The sequence below is a fragment of the Curtobacterium sp. PhB136 genome (assembly GCF_004346855.1).
Taxonomy (GTDB): domain Bacteria; phylum Actinomycetota; class Actinomycetes; order Actinomycetales; family Microbacteriaceae; genus Curtobacterium.
Map to the genome: position 1 here is coordinate 263159 of NZ_SMGH01000007.1, position 19262 is coordinate 282420.

The following is a 19262-nucleotide window of genomic DNA, read 5'->3' on the forward strand; positions in this document are numbered from 1 at the left end:
GCGAACCCGCCCCGCAATTCTCCCCCGCTCGGCGCAGGGTGCGTCGGGAGGAGGCGCGTCAGGACTGGGCGCGGATGATGCCGTTGTCCGGGGCGGAGACGTCGTACTCCACCGCGGTCTTCGGGTCGCGGGACGCGTGGTCCTTCACGAGGGCGTCGAGGAGCGCTGCCTTCGCGTCGGAGTCGTCCGGGCTCCCCCAGACGACCCGGGAGCCGTCCTTCATGGTGAGCGTCACGTCGTCCGCGGTCGACGCGGACACGCCCGACACCTGCGCCCGCACGGTGGAGGGCAGCGCCAGCACCACCTCGGTCATCGTCCGGAACACGGAGGACCCGAGCTTCGCCGACCCGATGTCGGCGAGCGGCATCGTGTCCGGCTGCTTCGGCGCGGACTGCACGACGATCCCCGCGGGGTCGACGAGGTCGAACGTCTTCCCGGTCTTCACGGCGACGACCGGCGTCCGCTCGGTGACGGTCACGACGAGCGTGTTCGGCGGCTCTTCCTCGGTCACGTAGCTCTCGATGAGCGGGAAGCCGGCGATGTCCTTCTTGATCGCACCGAAGTCGAGGCGCGCGAGCGGCGTCCCGATCTGCTCGGAGAGCGCCTGGCGGAGCGCGGCGTCGTCGACCCGGCTGGTGCCCTTGATCTCGATCGTCCGGAGCGCCATCAGCGGCGAGTACACCGCGACGAGGATCGACACGCCGAGCACGATGACCACACCACCGGCGGTCACCCACGCGGCGCGGCGGTGCCGGGAGCGGCGGGTGAACCGCCGGACCTCGGCACGCTCGAGGAGCTTGCGCCGCTTGCGGGCGACGCGGGCGTCGCGGGCGGTCTCCGCGGCGCGGACCCCGGCACCGATGGGCGCCTCGTGGTCGTCCGTCGCGTCCGCCGACTCGGCCGGCCTGGAGGCGGTGAGCAGGTCGACGACGTCGGTCGCGGCCGCGTCGTGGTCGGTCCCAGGGCCGTGGTCGGTCCGGACGGACCCGGTCTCGCTGACCTCGGGCAGGTCCGGCAGCCCACCCGCGGGACGGGACACGGGTGACGCGACCGGCCCTTGAGCCGCAGCCGGCGTCTCCGGGGCGACCCGTGCCTCCCGGCCGTCGTCCGCCCCGGCCCCGCGCCTGCGGGGCAACCGCGGGATCCGCGGTGCACGTCGCTCACGCGGTGCGCGCTCGCCCTCGACGCCGGCGGCCGGCTGCGCCGGTCGCTCGTCGAAGCCCTCGGGACGCTTCACCGGGACGTTGCCTCGTCGGTCTGCAGCGCGGCCAGCACCTGCGGGATGATCCGGTACACGTCGCCGCAGCTGAGGGTCATGATGATGTCGCCGTCACGCGCGACCGCTGCGGCACGAGCCGACGCATCGGCCCAGTCCGGCAGGTAGTCGACGTGCGACTGGTCGTGGAAGCGCTCCTGGACGAGGGCGCCGGTGACGCCGGGCTCCGGGTCCTCGCGTGCGCCGTAGACGTCGAGCACGACCGTGTGGTCGGCGAGGTCCTCGTAGACCTTGGCGAAGTCGCCGGCCATCATCCGGGTGCGGGAGTACAGGTGCGGCTGGTGGATCGCGATGATCCGGCCGTCGCCGACGACGTTGCGGGCTGCCTTGAGGGCCGCCGCGACCTCGGTCGGGTGGTGGGCGTAGTCGTCGTAGACCGACACGCCGCGCTCGACACCGTGCAGCTCGAAGCGGCGCTCGGTGCCGCCGAAGGCCTCGATGCCGCGGATCGCGTCGGCCGGTGCGACACCGAGTCCGGTGAGGACCGCGAACGCGCCGACCGCGTTGATCGCGTTGTGGCGGCCGGGGACGCGGAGCGTGATGTGGTGCGCCTCGCCCGCAGCGCGGAAGTCGACCTCGACGCCGGCGGACTCGACGATGCGCTCGATGCGGATGTCGGCGTCGACGGCCTCCCCGAACGTGACGATCTCGGGGGCGTGCTCGAGGGCTCGGACGCCCGCCGTCACGCGCTTGGCGCCGGCGTCGTCGCTCGAGACGACCACGCGCTCGCTCGCCTTCGCGGCGAACTCGACGAAGGCGTCGATGAAGGCGTCCTCGCTGCCGTAGTGGTCGAGGTGGTCGGCGTCGACGTTCGTGATGAGCGCGACGGCGACGTCGTAGAGCAGGAAGGAGCCGTCGGACTCGTCGGCCTCGACCACGAAGAGGTCGCTCTTCCCCGGGGCCGAGCTGGTGCCGAGCGACTGGATCACGCCGCCGTTGACGAAGCTCGGGTCGAGGCCGAGCTCGACCATCGCGGTGACGATCATGCCGGTCGAGGTGGTCTTGCCGTGCGCGCCGGCGACCGCGACGAGGCGGTGCTCGGCGATCAGCGCGGCCAGGGCCTGGGAGCGGTGCAGGACCGGCAGACCGCGGCGCTGGGCCTCGAGGAGTTCGGGGTTGTCCGGCCAGAGGGCGCTCGTGACGACGATCGTGTCCGCGGCGCCGACGTTGCTCGCGTCGTGGCCGATGTGCACCTCGGCACCGAGCTCGCGCATCCGGCCGGTCGTCGCGGTCTCGCGGGAGTCGCTGCCCGTGACGGTGTGACCGGCGGCGAGGAACATCCGGGCGATGCCGCTCATGCCGGAGCCGCCGATGCCGACGAAGTGGACCGTGCCGAGGTCGTCCGGGATCGGCTGGGTCAGGTCCGGCTTGATGGTCATGGTTCCTCCGTGGTGCCGGTGCTGCTGGTGCTGGTGCCGTTCGTTCCGCCGGTGTTGCCGGTGCTGGTGCCGTTCGTGCCGCCGGTGCTGCCGGTGCCGCGCTCACGCGCGGCGTCGAGGGCCAGGTCGGTCATCCGGTCGGCGCCGTCGCGGTGGCCGACGCTGCCGGAACGGACCGCCATGCTCGCGATGCGGGCCCGGTCCTGCAGGATGCCCAGCAGCTGGAACGTCACCCAGTCCTGGTCGAATTCCTGGTCCGCGACGAGGACCGCTCCCCCGGCGCCGACGACGTCGCGGGCGTTGTGCCGCTGCTCGCCGTTGCCGACAGGGTACGGCACCAGGACGCTCGGCAGCCCGACGGCGGTGAGCTCGCAGACCATGCCGGCGCCGGAGCGCGAGACGACGAAGTCCGAGGCCGCGTACGCCAGGTCCATCCGGTCGCAGTACGGCAGCACGGTGTAGCCGTCGAGGTCGCTCGGGCCGATCTCGGACTTGCCGCCCACGACGTGCAGGACCTGCCAGCCGGCACCGACGATGGTCGCCGCCGAGCGGTTGATCGTGGTGTTGATGCTCCGCGCACCGGACGACCCGCCCGTGACGAGCAGCACCGGGCGGGCGGGGTCGAGCCCGAACTCGGCGAGCCCCTCCGCGCGGCTGGCGCGGCGGTCGAGCGACTCGATCTCCCGGCGGAGCGGCATCCCGACGACGCGGGAGTGCCGTAGGCGAGTGTTCGAGAACGTCACGCCGACGTGGCTCGTCAGGAACGCGGCGAGCCGGTTCGCCAGACCCGGCTTGGCATTCTGCTCGTGCACGACGATCGGCGTGCCGGTGCGCTTCGCCGCGATGTAGGCGGGCGCGGACGCGTACCCGCCGACGCCGAGGACGACGTCGACGTCCCGCTCGCGGATGATCTGCTCGGTGCGCTTGACCGCACGCCAGAAGGCGCCGGGGAACCGCAGGGCTGCGGCGTTCGGCTTCCGCGGGAACGGCAGGCGCGGGATCGTCAGCAGCTCGTACCCGCGCATCGGGACGAGGCGGGACTCCAGGCCCTCTGCGGTGCCGAGGACGATGACGGTGTCCTCCGGGGAACGCTCGGTCAGCCGGTCGGCGACGGCGAGCAGGGGGTTGACGTGGCCGGCGGTGCCGCCGCCGGCGAAGAGGTAGGTGCTCACCGGAGCGCTCCGTTCGTTCGGGGCAGGTCGCGGTTCGAGAGCTCCGCCTTGCCGGGCAGTTCGCGGGCGAAGGACAGCACCACGCCGATCGCGACGAGGGTCATGATGAGCGCCGAACCACCTGCCGAGATGAGTGGGAGTGGGACGCCGAGCACCGGGAGCAGGCCGAGGACGACGCCGATGTTCACGAGCGCCTGGCCGATGATCCACGCCAGCACGCCGCCGGTGACCGTCCGGACGAACGCGTCGTCGGAGAGGCGGATGATCCGGACCATGCTGATCGCGAGCACGACGAACAGGGCGAGGACGACGACCGCGCCGATGAGGCCGAGCTCCTCGCCGATGATCGCGAAGATGTAGTCGTTGTCCGCCTCGGGCAGCCACGACCACTTCGCCTTCGAGTTGCCGAGCCCGACGCCGAACACGCCGCCGGATGCCAGCGCCCACATGCCGTGGACCGGCTGCCAGCAGAGGTCCTGGTACTGGCTGGTGTCCGTGCAGCCGGAGAGCCAGGCGCTGATGCGGGACGACCGGGAGCTCGAGGCCATCGTCACGAACGGCAGCAGCACGAGGACCGCGCCGACCACGATGCCGAGGTGCCGCAGACGGATGCCGCCGACGAACATCGCGCCGAAGACCAGGATCATCATCACCATCGCGGTGCCCTGGTCGCCACCGAACAGCACGAGGCCGATCGAGGCGGCCGTGACGAGGCCGATCGGGATGAGGATCTGCTTCCAGTCGTCGAGCTTGTTGCGCTTCTGGTAGACGATCGTGCCGATGCCGAGCACCAGCGCGAGCTTGAGGATCTCGGAGGGCTGCGCGGTGAACGTCCCGAGCTTGATCCAGTTCCGGTTGCCCTGGATCGAGTAGCCGAGCGGCGTCAGCACGACGAGCGCCTGGACGAGCAGGCCGATCACGATGATCCACCTGGCGTACTTCCGCCAGGTCGCGACCCGGAAGCGGCTCGCGATGAGCATCAGCGGGATGCCGATGATCGCGTACAGCCCCTGACGCGTGAACGCGCCGAAGAAGTCGTGCGTCGCCGCGTACTGCTCGACGCTCGACGACGAGAGCACCATCACGACGCCGAAGACGACGAGGAACAGCGTCACGCCGAGGATCGTGTAGAACGTGCTCGACTCGGCGACGAAGACGTTCTTCACCGCGACGACCGCACCGTTCGGCCGGCGCGCAGCCCCCTGGACGCGCGCGCTACGGGCGTTCGTCGGAAGGTCCGTCGGTGTCGTCGCCATCGGCGTTGCCTCCCAGGTGCTCGTGGACCGCCGCCGCGAAACGCTCGCCCCGGTCCGCGTAGGAGCCGAACTGGTCGAACGACGCGGCAGCGGGGGCGAGGAGGACCGTGTCGCCCGGTCTCGCGACCGAAGCGGCATGCCGGACCGCCTCGGGCATGACCTGATCAGTGTCCGATGCTTCGACCTGCAGCACCGGCACCGCGGGCGCGTGTCGTCCGAATGCCTCCAGGACGGGGGTCCGGTCGGTGCCGATCACGACGACGCCGCGGGCGGTCGGCCCGAAGCGCTCGACGAGGCCGTCGATGTCGACGCCCTTGAACTGGCCGCCGACGATCCACACGACGGACCCGAACGCGGACAGCGATGCCGTCGCCGCGTGCGGGTTCGTGGCCTTCGAGTCGTCCACCCAGGTGATGCCGTCGACGCCGGTCGCGACCAGTTCGGTGCGGTGGTGGTCGGCGCGGAAGGCCTGCACCGCGCTCTGGATCGAGCTCGGTCGGACGGCGCCGGCACGCGCGAGGGCGGCCGCGGCGAGCACGTTCATCGTCATGTGCGGGCTGGCGAGACCGGCCTGCTCGAGGTCGGCGTGCGTCGCGAGCTCGAGCGCCGAGTTCCGGCGGTCCTCGGTGAACGCGCGGTCGCAGAGGACGTCCTCGACGACCCCCACCTCGCCGGGGCCCGGGATGCCCGGGGTGAAGCCGACGGCGCGGCAGCCCTCGACGACGTCGGCGTCCTCGACCATGGCGCGGGTGACCTCGTCGGTGACGTTGTAGACGCACGCGAGCACGGTGCGCTCGTAGACCTTGGCCTTCGCGGCCCGGTACGCCGCGGCGGAGCCGTGCCACTCGAGGTGGTCGTCGGCGATGTTCAGGCACGCCGACGCGAGCGGCAGCACCGCCCCGTCGCCGGAGTCCGCCATGTAGTGGAGCTGGTGGCTGGAGAGCTCGACGACGAGGACGTCGAAGCCGTCCGGGTCGCGGACGACGTCGAGCACCGGCACGCCGATGTTGCCGCATGCCACGGCGCGGAGCCCCTCGGCCTCGTACATCGCGGTGGTGAGCTGCGTGGTGGTGGTCTTGCCGTTCGTGCCGGTGATCGTCACCCAGGGTGCGGCGACCGGGCCACGGACGACCTTGTCGCGCACGCGCCAGGCGAGCTCGATGTCGCCCCAGACGGTGCTGTTCGCCACGGACCACTGCACGGTCGCGTTGTGCGGCGGGAGCCCCGGCGACACGATGACGACGTCGGGCGCCTGCTCCTGCAGCGCCGCGGGGACGCTGTCGAGCGGGGTCTGCACGAACCGGGCGCCGATGACCTCGAGGAGCTCGACACTGTCCGCGGGGGCGTCCGTGGAGTACACGGTGACGCTGCTGCCGAGCTCGACGAGGGTGTCGGCGACGGAGAACCCGGTCGCACCGAGCCCGAGCACGGCGACGTCGAGGCCCTTCCAGCCGTCCGAGTACCAGCTGTCGAGGCCCTGCAGACGATCAGCCAACGCGCGCGATCCATTCGAGGTAGAAGAGTCCGACACCCGCTGCGACGCAGAGCCCGGCGATGATCCAGAACCGCACGACGACGGTGACCTCGGCCCAGCCCTTGAGCTCGAAGTGGTGGTGCAGCGGACTCATCCGGAAGATGCGCTTGCCGTGGGTGATCTTGAAGTACGCCCGCTGCAGGATGACCGAGCCGGTGACGATGAAGAACAGGCCGCCGATGAGGACGAGCAGCAGCTCGGTGCGGCTGAGGATCGCGAGACCCGCGAGCGCGCCGCCGAGGCCGAGCGAGCCGGTGTCACCGAGGAAGATCTGCGCCGGCGACGTGTTGTACCAGAGGAAGCCGATCAGACCACCGCACACCGCGGCCGCGACGACCGCCAGGTCGAGCGGGTTCGTCACCGTGTAGCAGGCGTGCTCGGTGCTGGCGTCGAGCCGGGCACCGCCGCAGATCTGGTTCGACTGCCAGAAGCCGATGATGACGTAGGAGCCGATCGCCAGGATGCTCGACCCGGTCGCGAGGCCGTCGAGGCCGTCCGCCACGTTCACGCCGTTCGACGTCGAGACCGTCAGCAGCACGATCCAGGCCAGGAACAGGATCGTCCCGATGACCGTGCCGAGCGCCATGAAGTCGAGCCACGGGATGTCCCGGATGGCGGAGATCATCGTGGACGCCGGGGGCTTGCCCGTCGAGGTCGGCACGACGAGGGCGATGGTCGCGAAGATCACGCCGACGATGACCTGGCCGAGGATCTTCGCCCACCCGCCGAGCCCGAGGCTCCGCTGGCGCCGCACCTTGAGGAAGTCGTCGACGAAGCCGACGAACCCGAGCCCGACCATCAGGAAGAGCACGAGCACACCGGACAGCGTGATGGAGTCCCCGCCGACGAGGTGCCCGACGAAGTAGCCGATCACCGTGCCGAGGATCAGGACGATGCCGCCCATGGTCGCGGTGCCGCGCTTGGTGTGGTGCGACTGCGGACCGTCGTCACGGATGAACTGTCCCCAGCCGAGCCGGTGGAACAGCCGGATGAACAACGGCGTGAGCAGCAGTGTGAACACCAGCGACACCGCGCCGGCGATGAGCAGGGCGATCATGCGGAGACACCTCCGAGGCGGTCGCCGAGGAATCGCAGCCCGGCCGACTTCGAGGACTTGACGAGGACGACGTCGCCGGGGCGGACCATCTCCTGCAGGGCGTGGACGGCGTCGTCGACGTCCTCGATGAACACGGACTCGCCGTCCCACGATCCCTCGAGGGTGGCGGCCTGGTGGATCGGCATCGCGCCGCGGCCGACGGCCACGAGCTGACCGACACCGAGACGGACGACGAGACGACCGATGCGGTCGTGCTCCTCGACGGAGAACTCCCCGAGCTCGGCCATCTCGCCGAGCACGGCGATGGTCCGCTCCCCCGGACGCACGATCTGCGCCAGGGTGCGGAGCGCGGCCGACATCGAGTCGGGCGAGGCGTTGTACGCGTCGTTGATGACGGTGACGCCCTCGGGGCCGCCCTGGAGCAGCTCCATGCGCCAGCGCTCGGCGCGCGTCATCGACGCGAGCGCGGCGGCGCCGTCCGCGAGCGGGACGCCCCAGCGGTGCGCGACGGCCAGCGCGGCCGTCGCGTTCATCGCGTGGTGCTCGCCGAGGATGGCGAGGCGGACGTCGACGGTCTCGGGTGCGCTTGCCGAGCCTCTCCCCACCGGCACGGCCGACTCGCCGCTGGCGCGTCGATCCGGAACCGGCGGCGTGGGCCCAGATCGGTCGCTTTCCGTCGGGTGGTCACCGACGGTCCGGACGGGAGGCGCGGTGAGGGTGAAACGGGTGCCGTCACGGTCCGTGGACACACCGGACAGGCGGTAGTCCGCCTGGTCGGACGTGCCGAAGCCGACGACCTCGGCGGCCGTCAGGTCGCGCATCGCCGCGACGCGGTCGTCGTCGACGTTGAGGAGGGCGGTCGCGGTGGCCGGCAGGTCGGTGACCATCTCGGACTTCGCGCGCTGCGTCGCCTCGATGCCGCCGAACTCGCCGGCGTGCGCGAGGCCCACCTTGAGGACGACGCCGGTGTCGGGCTCGGCGATGCGCACGAGCTTGGCGATGTGGCCGACGCCGCTCGCGCCCATCTCGACGACGAGGTAGCGGGTGTCGTGCGTGATCCGCAGCATCGAGATCGGGGCGCCGACGTGGTTGTTGAACGAGCCCTCCGGCGCGACGGTCTCGCCGTGCGCGGACAGGATCGTGCGGAGCATGTTCTTCGTGCTCGTCTTGCCGTTCGAGCCGGTGATGCCGACGACGCGGAGCGGTGCCGGGCTGCCGTCGGCCGCGGTGCGCTCGGCGCTGGAGGCACGGACGCGGGCGACGACCTCGTGGGCCAGGGCAGCGAGCGCCGCGTAGCCGTCCGCGACGACGATCTGCGCGGTGTCCCCCGAGATGTCCGTCTCGTGCTCGGTGATCACCAGCGCCGCACCGGACTCGGCCGCGGCCGGGACGAAGCGGTGCCCGTCGGTCTCCTCACCGAGGAGCGCGAAGAACACACTGCCGGGGCCGACCAGGCGGGAGTCGGTCTCGACGGAGCCGTCGACGACCGTCTCGGCGGCACCGCGGACGAGCTCGCCGTCGACCGCGGCGGCGATCTCGGCGAGGGAGAGGGCGATCATCGCGCTTCCTCCACCGGGCCGGCGTTCGGCTCCCAGCCGGCCTCGCGGAGTGCCGCACGGGCCTCGTCGCGGGCGGAGTACGGGGTCCGGACACCCTGGATGTCGCGGTAGTCCTGGTGGCCGGGGCCGGCCCAGAGGATCGAGTCGCCCTCGCCGACGAGTCCGACGGCGGTGCGGATCGCGGCCTCCGGCGGGGTGACCTCGTGGATCTCGTGCTCGGGGAAGGCGTCGCGCGCGGCGTCGACCAGGGTCTTCCGGATCGACGCGGCGTCCTCGAAGCGCGGGTGGTGGTCGGTGACGACGAGGATGTCGGACCCCTCGGCGGCCACGCGGGCCATGTCGCCGCGCTTGGTCTTGTCACGGTCGCCGTCGGCGCCGAACAGCATCACGACCTTGCCGGGGGTGAACTGGCGCACCGCGGCGAGGGTGTTGAGGAAGGCGTCGGGGCTGTGGCCGAAGTCGACGTAGACGCTCGGGCCACGATCGCCGGAGACGCGCTCGGTGCGGCCGGGGAGGTAGCACTCGATGGCGGAGACGGTCGCGCCGTCCTGCTCGTCGTTCCGCTCGTCGGGGTAGCGGCGGTGGTTGCTCTCGAGCGCGTGCGCGATGGCGCCGAGCTCGAAGCCGCCCTCCACCAGCATCACGATCGCCAGCGCGGCGTTCGCGGCCATGTGCCAGCCGATGAGCGGCACACGGGTTGTGAGCTCGCGACCCTCGGGGCCGGTGAGCCGGAACTCGGTGTACGCGGCGTGGGCCTCGACGATGTCGACGTGCCACTCCGCCTCGACGTCCGGGTGCACCGTGATGGTGGTCACCGGGATGCGGGAGTCCTCGACGACGCGGTGACCCCACTCGGAGTCGAGCGAGACGACGCCGCGGCGGCCGTGCTCCGGCTGGAACAGCGGCAGCTTCGCCTGGAAGTACTCCTCCATGTCGGCGTAGTCGTCGAGGTGGTCGTGGCTGAGGTTCGTGAACGCGACCACGTCGAAGACGATGCCGTCGACACGGTGGCGGCTGAGGGCCTGGGCGCTCACCTCGACGGCGACGGCGCGGACCTCGCTCTCGCGCATCCGGGCCAGGAGCGCGTGCATCTCGCTCGCTTCGGGCGTGGTCAGGCGGCTCGTGACGCTGAGCGAGCCGATGTGGCGCTCCGCGGTCGAGCTGAGGCCAGTGACCAGGCCGAGCTGCTTGAGGATGCCCTCGAGGATGTACGACGTGCTGGTCTTGCCGTTCGTGCCCGTCACCGCGAAGAGCTGCGGGAGGTCGGTCGCCTCGTCCGGGTGCGTCCGGTAGACCCATGCCGACACGTCGCCGAGCGCCGCGCGGGGGTCGTCGACGACGAGCACCGGCAGGCCGGACGGTTCGGCCAGCGCCACGCCGGCATCGTCGGTCAGCACCGCGACGGCACCGCGCTCGGCGGCGTCCGCGGCGAACTCCGCGCCGTGCCGGTTCGCACCGTGCACGCCGACGAAGACGTCACCCGGCGCGACCTCGGCCGCGCTCAGCGTGACGCCGGTCGTCTCGACGCCGTCGAGCGAACCGACGACCCGCAGACCGAAGGCGTTGGCCAGTTCGGCGAGGGCCCTCGGGGTCGGGTGTTCGGGCCGGAGGACCGGGGGGATCCGTGCGGACAAGTGCTCCTTCTTCCTCACCACGGGGACGGTCTGGTCTACCACGTCGACGGGTAGGTCTTCGCCTGGGTCGTGGAGGGGGCAACGCGGTACTTCTCGAGCACCTGGGACATGAGTGTGCGGAACGCCGGAGCCGCTCCGCTCGACCACTTGTTGGTCTGCGGCTTCGTGAACGTCACCGTGACAACATACTGGGGGTCCTCGGCGGGTGCCATTCCGGCCACCGAGGTGATGCGCTCCGAGCCGTAGCCCTTCGAGCCCTCCGCGACCTCGGCGGTACCCGTCTTCGCGGCGATGTTGTAGCCCGAGATCGGCTTCATGCCGACCAGCGTGCCGCCCGTGACGACGCTCTGGAGCATGTCGGTGACCTGCGTGGCGGCGCTGGCGGAGACCACGCGCTCACTCTGCACGTCGGGCGCGTCGATGGTCTTGCCGTCGGCCGTCGTGCAGCCCTTCACGAAGTGCAGCGGGATCCGGACCCCGTCGTTCGCGATGGTCTGGTAGATGCTCGCGACCTGCATCGCCGTCGTCGAGATGCCCTGCCCGAACATCGAGTTGATGTCCGTCTGCTGGTCCCAGTCCGGCGTGGAGCCGTACTGCATGCCCGGCTGCCCCGGGTAGTCGATCGCCGACTCCGGCTGGAACAGCCCGAACTTCTTCATCACGTCGTAGCGCTGCTGCTCGGTCAGGCGGGCGCCGAGCTCGGTGATGCCGACGTTCGAGGAGTCCCGCAGGATGCCGGTCAGCGTCAGGTTCTCGGTCGCGTGGAACTCCGAGTCGTGGATCGTGCCGCCCCAGGGGAACGTGCGCGAGTACGGCACGACGACGCCGGTGGTCGGGGTCGCCTTGCCCTGGTCGATCAACGCCGCCGCGATGGCCGCCTTGATCGTCGACCCGGGTTCGTACGTGTCGGCGAGCGCGCGGGAGCCGTACGCCCCCTTGTCCTTCGTCGCGTCGACGTCGTTCGGGTCCACCGTCGGGTAGTCCGCGACCGCGAGGACCTCGCCGGTCTTCACCTTCGTCACGGTCGCCGTGGCGGACACCGCACCGAGCTGCTGCGCGGCGTCGGCGATGTCCTGCTGGGCCATGTACTGCAGGTCGCTGTCGATCGTCGTCGTCAGCGTCCCGCCGTCCTTGGCCTCCTTCGTCGTCACGGTGCTGCCGGGCAGCTGGACGCCGTCCTCACCGCGCTCGTACGTCTCGGAGCCGTTCGTGCCGGCGAGGCACTGGTCGTACGCGTACTCCAGGCCCGCCTGGGCGCCGTCGGTGCCCATGAAGCCGGTCAGGTTGCCCGTGGTCGCCCCGGTCGGGTACGTCCGCGCGGACTGCTGCTGCGGGTAGAGCCACGGGACGTCGAGCGCCTTCACGGCCTCGTAGTGCTTCACGTCGAGGCCCTTGACCAGGTAGGCGAAGTCGGACTTCGGGTTCGCCTCGATGGCCTTCTGCATCGCTGCCGCGTCGCCGTCGGACGCCTTCGCGATCGCGGCGAGGGCGGTCTCGACGGTGACGTCCTTGACGCGGGTCCCGCCGAGCTTGCCCTCGAAGTCCTTCACCAGCCGCGGGGCGGTCGTGATGTTGTACCGGGTGACGCTGTCGGCCAGTTCGGTGCCGTTCCGGTCCACGATCGAGCCACGCGTGCCGTACAGCGTCACGGGGATGCTGCGCTTGGCGGTGGCCGCCTCGTTCAGCGTCGCGGCCTGCACGACCTGGATGTCGACCAGCCGGATCACGAAGACCGCCACGAGGGCGATCACGGCGATGATCACGACGCTGTACCTGAGCCGGCGGTTGCGGATCGTTCTCGTCACGCGGTGCGGTCCTTCCCGGGTGGTGCTGGGGGCAGTGCTGACCCGCAGGTCACCTGGTGGAGGGCGCCTGGAGCTGGTTCGGGTCGGACTCTACGGACGACTTCGACGAACCCGTGTCCGACGCGCTGGCCCCGCTCGTGTTCTCAGAGTCGTCCTTGGTGGACGTGCTCGAGTCCGTCGTGCTCTTGTCCGTGCTCGTCGTGCTCTTGTCCGTGCCCGTCGTGCCCGTCGTCGCGCCGTTCTCCTTGCTCGTGGTGGTGTCACCCTGCTTCGCGACCAGGGGGACGTCGTCGAGCAGCGAGTTCGGGACCTGGTTCGCGGTGTTGCCCGTCGCCTCGTCCGGGGTCGCCGGGGTGGGCGTGCCGTACACGCGGCCGGTCTTCGGGTCGAGGTACACCGGCGTCGAGTTCGCGATCATCCCGAGGGCCTGCGCGTTGCGGGCCAGGTTTTGCGGCGAGTCCAGGACGCGGAGGTCCTCGGACAGGGACTGCTGCGTGCGGCTGAGCTTCGTCTGCTCCGCGCTCAGGGAGTTCAGCTGGTACGCGCCCTGGCTGAGCACCATGCTGATCCCGAGCTGCGCCAGGAGCAGGAGGCCGAGCGCCGCGACCGCCACGATGGCGTACGCGATGCGGGGCCGTGCGCGGCGCTGTGCGCGGGTCGGGGTGACCTCGACGAGCTCCGGGCGGTTCCGGTCGCGCGACGGGCGGGGCGCGCGCGACGGGGCGACGGCGGGGTCGACGAGTGCGAGGTTCGTGCTCATGTCACTTCCGGATTCGCTCGGCCGCGCGGAGTCGCACGGGTGTTGCTCGGGGGTTCGCGGCGCGTTCGGCCTCGTCGGCCAGCTCGGCGCCCTTGACGACCAGGGAGAAGGTGGGGGCGTGCTCGGGCAGCTCCACCGGCAGGTCCGCCGGCGCGCTCGAGGTGGTCCGCTTCACCAGGGCCCGCTTCACGATGCGGTCCTCGAGCGACTGGTACGACTCGACGACGATCCGGCCGCCGACCGCGATGGCGTCGAGCGCCGCCGGGATCGCCCGCTCGAGGACGCTGAGCTCGGTGTTGACCTCGATGCGGAGCGCCTGGAACACCCGCTTGGCGGGGTGGCCCTGGCGCTGGATGGCCACCGGGGTCGCGTCGTGGAGCACCTGCACCAGGTCGCCGGACATCGTGAACGGGGTGGTCGCCCGACGCTCGACGATCGCCTTCGCGTAGCGGCCGGCGAGCTTCTCCTCGCCGTAGCGCTGGAAGATCCGCCGGAGCTCGCCCTCGTCGTACTCGGCGAGGACCTCGGCCGCGGTGATGCCCTGCGTCCGGTCCATCCGCATGTCGAGCGGGGCGTCCTGGCTGTAGGCGAAGCCGCGCTCGGCCCGGTCGAGCTGGAGCGACGAGACGCCGAGGTCGAACAGCACGCCGTCGACCTCGCTGAAGCCCAGACCCTCGATCGCGTCGACGATCTCGTCGTAGACCGTGTGCACCAGGTGCACGCGGTCACCGAAGCGGGCGAGCCGCTCCCCCGCGATGCCGAGCGCGTCGGTGTCGCGGTCGAGCCCGATGAGCGTCAGCTCCGGGAACCGCTCGAGCAGTCCCGCGGAGTGGCCGCCCATGCCGAGCGTCGCGTCGACCACGACCTTGCCCGGGCCCTCGAGCGTCGGCGTGAAGAGGTCCACGATCCGCTCGAGCATGACGGGGGTGTGCGGGAACCGCTCGGGTTCGCGCTGTTCGTTCTCTTCGTGGGGTTCGTTCTGTTCTGCCATGTGCAGCCCTCGATCTCCTGGGCCGCGGGTCCGGATCCCCATCCATACCGACCTGACACCGGGGAAGGTGCATCAGGGCGGACGGCTGGGAGTCCCGATCCGCGGATCAGAAGATGCCCGGGATCACCTCCTCGTCGTTCTCGGCGAATGCCTCTTCGGCTTCGGCGTAGTAGGCCTCCCACGCGGTGGTCGACCAGATCTCGGCACGGTCACCGCTGCCGATGACCGTGAGGTCCCGCTCGAGCCCCGCGTACTCACGGAGGTTCTGCGGGATCGTCACGCGGTTCTGCTTGTCGGGCTGCTCTGCGCTGGCCCCCGAGAGGAACAGGCGCATGTAGTCCCTGGTGCGCTTCGACGTCATCGGTGCCTGACGGATGCGCTCGTGGATCTCCTCGAACGTCCGGGCACTGAAGACGACCACGCACCGTTCCTGCCCGCGGGTCATCACGAGGCCCCCGGACAGTTCGTCCCGGAACTTGGCGGGGAGGATCACGCGACCCTTCTCGTCGAGCTTCGGGGCATGGGTACCGAGCAGCACGTCGGGGCCTCCCCTCAGCTCCACCGGTTGTCGATGAGCCCCACGGTACTCCACTTCCCTCCACCAGCCCAGCGTTCCGCACCCGAATTCGCCCCTGACACCCTTTTTGGGGCCGCGTCCCGCGCTCCCGACGGCGCCGCACACACAGAACAGCCCCGAATCCATGCGGATCCGGGGCCGGAGCGCTGCGGTGGAGCAAAGTGGAGGACTTTCGCAGCCGCGGGGGCCGCGGGGGCCGCGGCGCGCGGCTGCTGCGCGGCGGTGCGCGGCGGGGCGCGGCGGAACGACTCGGAACGACACCCACGCTGTCGTACGACGACGACTTCGTCGTCCCTTGCAGACGCAACAGGTGCAAGCGCCGCCCAGCGACAGAAGCGCTGTCGTACGACAGCGGCCTCGTCGCCCCTTGCAGACGCAACGAGCACACGCCGGTCGCAACCCCCACCCGGCCTGGAGGCTCGGCGCGACCCCGCCACGAGCCTCCAGTCCGGCGGTCGGTCGCGACCAGAGCCTCCGGCTCGCGCGTTCCTTCCCATCACACCCGCGCTGAGAAGACGATTCGCGCGTAGGAGGTGGAAACTTCCGACCCCCTACGCGCGAAACAGCTCACTACGCGCGAAACGACCGACGGGAACGCGAGCGGCGGGCGGCCGCGCGCCCGCGCGCGGCCGCGGCGCCGGCGCCGGCGCCGGCGCGGCGCGCCGCGCCGCGGCGCGGCGCGGCGGGCACGCGGAACGGGGCCGGCCCGCGTGGGCCGACCCCGTTCAGGAGTGGTGCGAGCTAGCTCGGGTCGTTCCGCTTGTCCCAGCGGTCGTTCATGCGGTCCATGAACGAGCCACCGGAGGAGGTCCCACGAGCCCCGCCGGGCGACGATGCCCGCGGTGCCTTGGCGGACTTCGGCGCGCGCATGCCCGGGCGGAGCGCGAACAGCACCCCGGCGAGCATGACCACGAAGCCGAGGACTCCGATCAGGGGCTGGCGGATGACCAGCCCGAGGATGACGACGGCGACTCCAGCGAGCGCGCCCAGAACCCCGAGCGTGATCGACGTGTACGTCGGACGCCCTTGTCGCCGGGTGACGCGCGCCACGAAGTCGGAGTCGTTCTGATAGAGGCTGCGCTCCATCTCTTCGAGAAGGCGCTGCTCTTGCTCCGAGAGTGGCATCTTGATTCCCTCTTGTCCCTGGGATCGACGCGTGGATTTGGTGGACCGATTCTATGTCTCGGCCACCCACTAGGGTAGGGATCGTGGCTGAGAGTACGCGATTAGTGGACCTCGTCTCGGCGCGGATCGATCGGGCGCTCGACGAGCAGCGCGATCGGCTCGCCGCGATCAGTCCGGACCTGGCTCCGTTCGACGAGTTCGCCCGAGACCTCCTGTCCGGCGGCAAGCGCTTCCGGGCCCTGTTCTGCTACTGGGGGTGGCAGTCCGTCGCGGGTCGTTCGGGCTCGTTCGACCCCCTCGCGGAAGGGTCGCGCCAGACCACGGCCGAAGCGGTCGTCACGGTGGCCGCGGCACTCGAGATCTTCCACGCGGCAGCCCTCGTGCACGACGACATCATGGACCGCTCGGACACCCGCCGCGGGCGTCCGGCAGCGCACCGCCGCTTCGAGTCCAAGCACCAGGAGTCCGGCTGGGTCGGTGACCGTGCCCTCTACGGGACCAACTCCGCACTGCTCCTCGGCGACGGGCTGCTCTCGCTGAGCGACGCGGTCTTCGACGAGGGCCTCGCGCTCCTCGACCCCGCCCGCGCGCGGATCGTCCGCCAGGAGTTCCACGCGATGCGCCTCGACGTCACCGCCGGTCAGTACCTCGACATCCACGAGGAGACGGCCTGGCCGACCGTGGACGAGAGCGAGCACCTGCTCCGCGCCCAGCGTGTCGTGGTCTTCAAGTCGGCGAAGTACTCGGTCGAAGCACCCCTGGTCATCGGTGCCCTCGTCGCCGGCGCGTCCGAGTCCCAGCTCGAGGGGCTCCGCGCGTTCGGCCTCCCCCTCGGCGTGGCCTACCAGCTGCGCGACGACATGCTCGGCGTGTTCGGCGACCCCGAGGTCACCGGCAAGCCCGCTGGTGACGACCTCCGCGAAGGCAAGCGCACCGTCCTCATCGCCACGGCCCGCAAGGCACTGCCCGGTGGTTCGCGGGCGCTCCTCGACGAGCTGCTCGGCGACCCGGACCTCGACGAGGCCCAGGTGCAGATGCTCCGGGCCACCCTCACCGAGTCCGGCGCGGTGACCGCGGTGGAGCGCTCGATCGACCGGCACGTGCAGCGCGCCAAGGCGGCGCTCGACGCCGCCCCGCTCACGCCGTCGGCGCGCGAGCAGCTCGCGTCGCTGGCCGAGACCGTCAGCCGTCGCGTGGCGTAGACGCAACCGCAGACCGACGGGAGGCCCGGTGCCAGCTGGCACCGGGCCTCCCGTCGGTCTCCGGCCGCGACCAGAGCGTCGGGCGGGACCGGCGAGAGCAGGGACCGGCCAGAGCAGGGACTGGGCCTAGAGCAGGGACTGGGCGATGCGGCGCACCTCGGCCTTGCGGCCGGCGCGCAGCGCGTTGATCGGCGAGTCGCCGATCACGTCGTCGACCGCGAGCATCCAGCGCACCGCTTCGTCGTCGGTGAAGCCGTTGTCGCCGAGCACGACGAGCGTGCCGCGCAGTTCGGGCAGCGGCTCGCCCTCGTCGAGGAACTCGCTCGGGACCCGCAGCACGCCACCGACGCGTGCGGGCAGCAGGGTGCGCTGCTCGAACAGGCGGTGGACGCGGCCGGGGCTCACGCCGAGGAGGTCGACGAGGTCCGGGACCGTCAGCCAGCGTTCGGAAAGGGACATGTCATCCGTGGGTGTGGCACTCACACGCCCATGTTGCCAGAGGGACGGCCGAACGGAATCCACACGCGAGTCACATTGGTCACACACATCACATCCGACTCTCTGGTTGACTTGCGATTCACGACATGCCAGCGTGGTGCCACCTGTGAGTGCGCGCCAGCGTGCGCACGGCTCACCCGGAGACAGGAGCACCACGTGGACACCGCCGCAGACGACCACGCTCGACGCCAACGATCGGCCCGCTTCGCGACCATGCCGATCGTCCTCGCGGGGACCATCGCCGTGACCGCCGGACTCACCGGCCCCGTCGCCCACGCCGAACCGCGCCACGAGGACGACGGCGCGAACAACAAGCGCCACGTCGACCAGGACCACAACGTCGGCCACCGCTCGGTGTTCGGCACCGCGGTCGCCCGGCCGGCGCAGACCACCGTCACCACCGTCGCCGCGGTCCGCAAGGCACCCACCACGTACACCGTGCAGCAGGGCGACACCGTGTCGGGCATCGCCGCCCGGTACGGACTGTCCGCGCAGGAGATCCTGGTGCGCAACGGCCTCGGCTGGAACACGATCATCCACCCCGGGCAGACGCTGCACCTGGCGTCGACGCCCGCGGTCACCACGGCCAGCGCGACGAGCTCCTCCACGTCGAGCTACCACGTGAAGTCGGGCGACACGATCTCGGGCATCGCGTCCCGGGTCGGCGTGTCGACGTCGGCGCTCCTCGGGGCGAACAAGCTCTCGCTCGCGAGCGTCATCTACCCGGGGCAGTCGCTGACGGTGCCGAAGGCCGGCTCGTCGTCCGCGGCGGCGCCCGCCGTCGCGACCACCAGCTCGTCCTCCTCCTCAGCTTCTTCTTCGTCGTCGTCGTCGGGGTCCGTCACCATCCGCAGCGGGCAGACCATCGCCACGATCGCCGCCGCGCACGGGGTGTCGGTCTCCGCGCTCCTCTCCGCGAACGGCCTGACGTACACGAGCACGATCTACGCGGGCAAGACCCTCGTCCTGCCGACCTCCGGACCGTCCCTGTCCGCCGAGCAGCGCCAGAACGCCGAGACCATCGTCAGTGTCGGCCGCTCGCTCGGCGTCCCGGACCGCGGGCTCGTCATCGCCCTGGCCGCGGCGATGCAGGAGTCGAGCCTCCGGAACCTGCCGCACGGCGACCGCGACTCGGTCGGCCTGTTCCAGCAGCGTCCGAGCCAGGGATGGGGCACCGCGGCGCAGCTGCAGGACCCGACCTACGCGGCGAAGCTCTTCTTCGGGGGCAGGTACAACCCGAACAAGGGGACGACGGCCGGGTTGCTCGACGTCCCGGGGTGGTCGACGAAGAGCGTGACCGATGCCGCACAGGCCGTCCAGCGCTCCGCGTACCCGAAGGCGTACGCCCAGTGGGAGAAGTCCGCGACCGCCTGGTTGGCGACGCTCTGAGCGCAGCGCGCACGCGTCCGCGTCGCGGGGTCGACCTCATCCCTGAGA

General features: G+C 71.1%; 16 protein-coding genes. 2 read left to right on the forward strand and 14 right to left on the reverse strand.

Annotation, left to right across the window (positions count from 1 at the left end):
* Positions 1–58: 58 nt before the first annotated feature.
* From EDF27_RS13235 to EDF27_RS13295, 13 genes are all read right to left on the reverse strand, one after another.
* Positions 59–1237 (reverse strand): FtsQ-type POTRA domain-containing protein, encoded by a 1179-nt coding sequence (locus EDF27_RS13235; protein WP_132049246.1) that lies wholly within the window; start codon positions 1235–1237, stop codon positions 59–61.
* Positions 1234–2655 (reverse strand): UDP-N-acetylmuramate--L-alanine ligase, encoded by a 1422-nt coding sequence (gene murC, locus EDF27_RS13240; protein WP_132049249.1) that lies wholly within the window; start codon positions 2653–2655, stop codon positions 1234–1236. The genes EDF27_RS13235 and murC overlap by 4 nt, the downstream gene beginning before the upstream one ends.
* A complete protein-coding gene (locus EDF27_RS13245) occupies positions 2652–3827 on the reverse strand; it encodes a UDP-N-acetylglucosamine--N-acetylmuramyl-(pentapeptide) pyrophosphoryl-undecaprenol N-acetylglucosamine transferase (protein ID WP_132049251.1) in 1176 nt (391 codons plus the stop codon). The genes murC and EDF27_RS13245 overlap by 4 nt, the downstream gene beginning before the upstream one ends.
* Positions 3824–5083, reverse strand: a complete 1260-nt coding sequence (gene ftsW / locus EDF27_RS13250; protein WP_123653076.1) for a putative lipid II flippase FtsW — start codon at positions 5081–5083, stop codon at positions 3824–3826. The genes EDF27_RS13245 and ftsW overlap by 4 nt, the downstream gene beginning before the upstream one ends.
* The gene (gene murD / locus EDF27_RS13255; RefSeq protein WP_243698347.1) at positions 5043–6578 is read right to left on the reverse strand and encodes a UDP-N-acetylmuramoyl-L-alanine--D-glutamate ligase; all 1536 of its coding nucleotides are present in this window, start codon (positions 6576–6578) and stop codon (positions 5043–5045) included. Before murD ends, ftsW begins: the two co-directional genes overlap by 41 nt.
* Complete coding sequence (gene mraY, locus EDF27_RS13260; RefSeq protein WP_123653074.1) at positions 6571–7674, reverse strand: phospho-N-acetylmuramoyl-pentapeptide-transferase; 1104 nt, start codon at positions 7672–7674, stop codon at positions 6571–6573. Before mraY ends, murD begins: the two co-directional genes overlap by 8 nt.
* Positions 7671–9233, reverse strand: a complete 1563-nt coding sequence (murF, locus tag EDF27_RS13265; protein ID WP_132049255.1) for a UDP-N-acetylmuramoyl-tripeptide--D-alanyl-D-alanine ligase — start codon at positions 9231–9233, stop codon at positions 7671–7673. The genes mraY and murF overlap by 4 nt, the downstream gene beginning before the upstream one ends.
* A complete protein-coding gene (locus tag EDF27_RS13270; RefSeq protein WP_132049257.1) occupies positions 9230–10867 on the reverse strand; it encodes a UDP-N-acetylmuramoyl-L-alanyl-D-glutamate--2,6-diaminopimelate ligase in 1638 nt (545 codons plus the stop codon). The genes murF and EDF27_RS13270 overlap by 4 nt, the downstream gene beginning before the upstream one ends.
* A 35-nt stretch (positions 10868–10902) precedes the next feature.
* Positions 10903–12672, reverse strand: coding sequence for a penicillin-binding protein 2 (locus tag EDF27_RS13275; protein WP_243698348.1), 1770 nt, complete (start codon positions 12670–12672; stop codon positions 10903–10905).
* Between the two features lie 49 nt (positions 12673–12721).
* Positions 12722–13432, reverse strand: a complete 711-nt coding sequence (locus EDF27_RS13280; RefSeq protein WP_132049259.1) for a hypothetical protein — start codon at positions 13430–13432, stop codon at positions 12722–12724.
* 1 nt (position 13433) lies between these two features.
* On the reverse strand, positions 13434–14423 hold the full coding sequence (gene rsmH / locus EDF27_RS13285; RefSeq protein ID WP_123653070.1) for a 16S rRNA (cytosine(1402)-N(4))-methyltransferase RsmH: 990 nt from the start codon (positions 14421–14423) through the stop codon (positions 13434–13436).
* A 106-nt stretch (positions 14424–14529) separates the two neighbouring features.
* Positions 14530–14961 carry a division/cell wall cluster transcriptional repressor MraZ gene (gene mraZ / locus EDF27_RS13290; protein ID WP_123653803.1) on the reverse strand — a complete coding sequence of 144 codons (432 nt, stop codon included), beginning with the start codon at positions 14959–14961 and terminating at the stop codon, positions 14530–14532.
* Positions 14962–15741: 780 nt separating this feature from the next.
* A complete protein-coding gene (locus EDF27_RS13295) occupies positions 15742–16125 on the reverse strand; it encodes a DUF3040 domain-containing protein (protein ID WP_123653069.1) in 384 nt (127 codons plus the stop codon).
* A gap of 83 nt (positions 16126–16208) precedes the next feature.
* Here EDF27_RS13295 and EDF27_RS13300 point away from each other — a divergent pair, with 83 nt between their 5' ends.
* On the forward strand, positions 16209–17327 hold the full coding sequence (locus EDF27_RS13300; protein ID WP_123653068.1) for a polyprenyl synthetase family protein: 1119 nt from the start codon (positions 16209–16211) through the stop codon (positions 17325–17327).
* A 126-nt stretch (positions 17328–17453) separates the two neighbouring features.
* Here EDF27_RS13300 and EDF27_RS13305 read toward each other — a convergent pair whose 3' ends face one another.
* Positions 17454–17786 (reverse strand): Rv2175c family DNA-binding protein, encoded by a 333-nt coding sequence (locus EDF27_RS13305; protein WP_123653067.1) that lies wholly within the window; start codon positions 17784–17786, stop codon positions 17454–17456.
* Positions 17787–17981: 195 nt separating this feature from the next.
* Here EDF27_RS13305 and EDF27_RS13310 point away from each other — a divergent pair, with 195 nt between their 5' ends.
* Positions 17982–19214, forward strand: a complete 1233-nt coding sequence (locus tag EDF27_RS13310) for a LysM peptidoglycan-binding domain-containing protein (RefSeq protein WP_243698349.1) — start codon at positions 17982–17984, stop codon at positions 19212–19214.
* The last annotated feature ends 48 nt before the right edge of the window (positions 19215–19262 follow it).

Excerpts from the sequence above, each read along its gene's own strand:
- murC (WP_132049249.1), bottom strand. The coding sequence starts at position 2,655 with ATGACCATCAAGCCGGACCTGACCCAGCCGATCCCGGACGACCTCGGC.
- rsmH (WP_123653070.1), bottom strand. The coding sequence starts at position 14,423 with ATGGCAGAACAGAACGAACCCCACGAAGAGAACGAACAGCGCGAACCC.
- mraY (WP_123653074.1), bottom strand. The coding sequence starts at position 7,674 with ATGATCGCCCTGCTCATCGCCGGCGCGGTGTCGCTGGTGTTCACACTG.
- EDF27_RS13305 (WP_123653067.1), bottom strand. The coding sequence starts at position 17,786 with ATGTCCCTTTCCGAACGCTGGCTGACGGTCCCGGACCTCGTCGACCTC.
- murF (WP_132049255.1), bottom strand. The coding sequence starts at position 9,233 with ATGATCGCCCTCTCCCTCGCCGAGATCGCCGCCGCGGTCGACGGCGAG.
- EDF27_RS13295 (WP_123653069.1), bottom strand. The coding sequence starts at position 16,125 with ATGCCACTCTCGGAGCAAGAGCAGCGCCTTCTCGAAGAGATGGAGCGC.
- ftsW (WP_123653076.1), bottom strand. The coding sequence starts at position 5,083 with ATGGCGACGACACCGACGGACCTTCCGACGAACGCCCGTAGCGCGCGC.
- EDF27_RS13280 (WP_132049259.1), bottom strand. The coding sequence starts at position 13,432 with ATGAGCACGAACCTCGCACTCGTCGACCCCGCCGTCGCCCCGTCGCGC.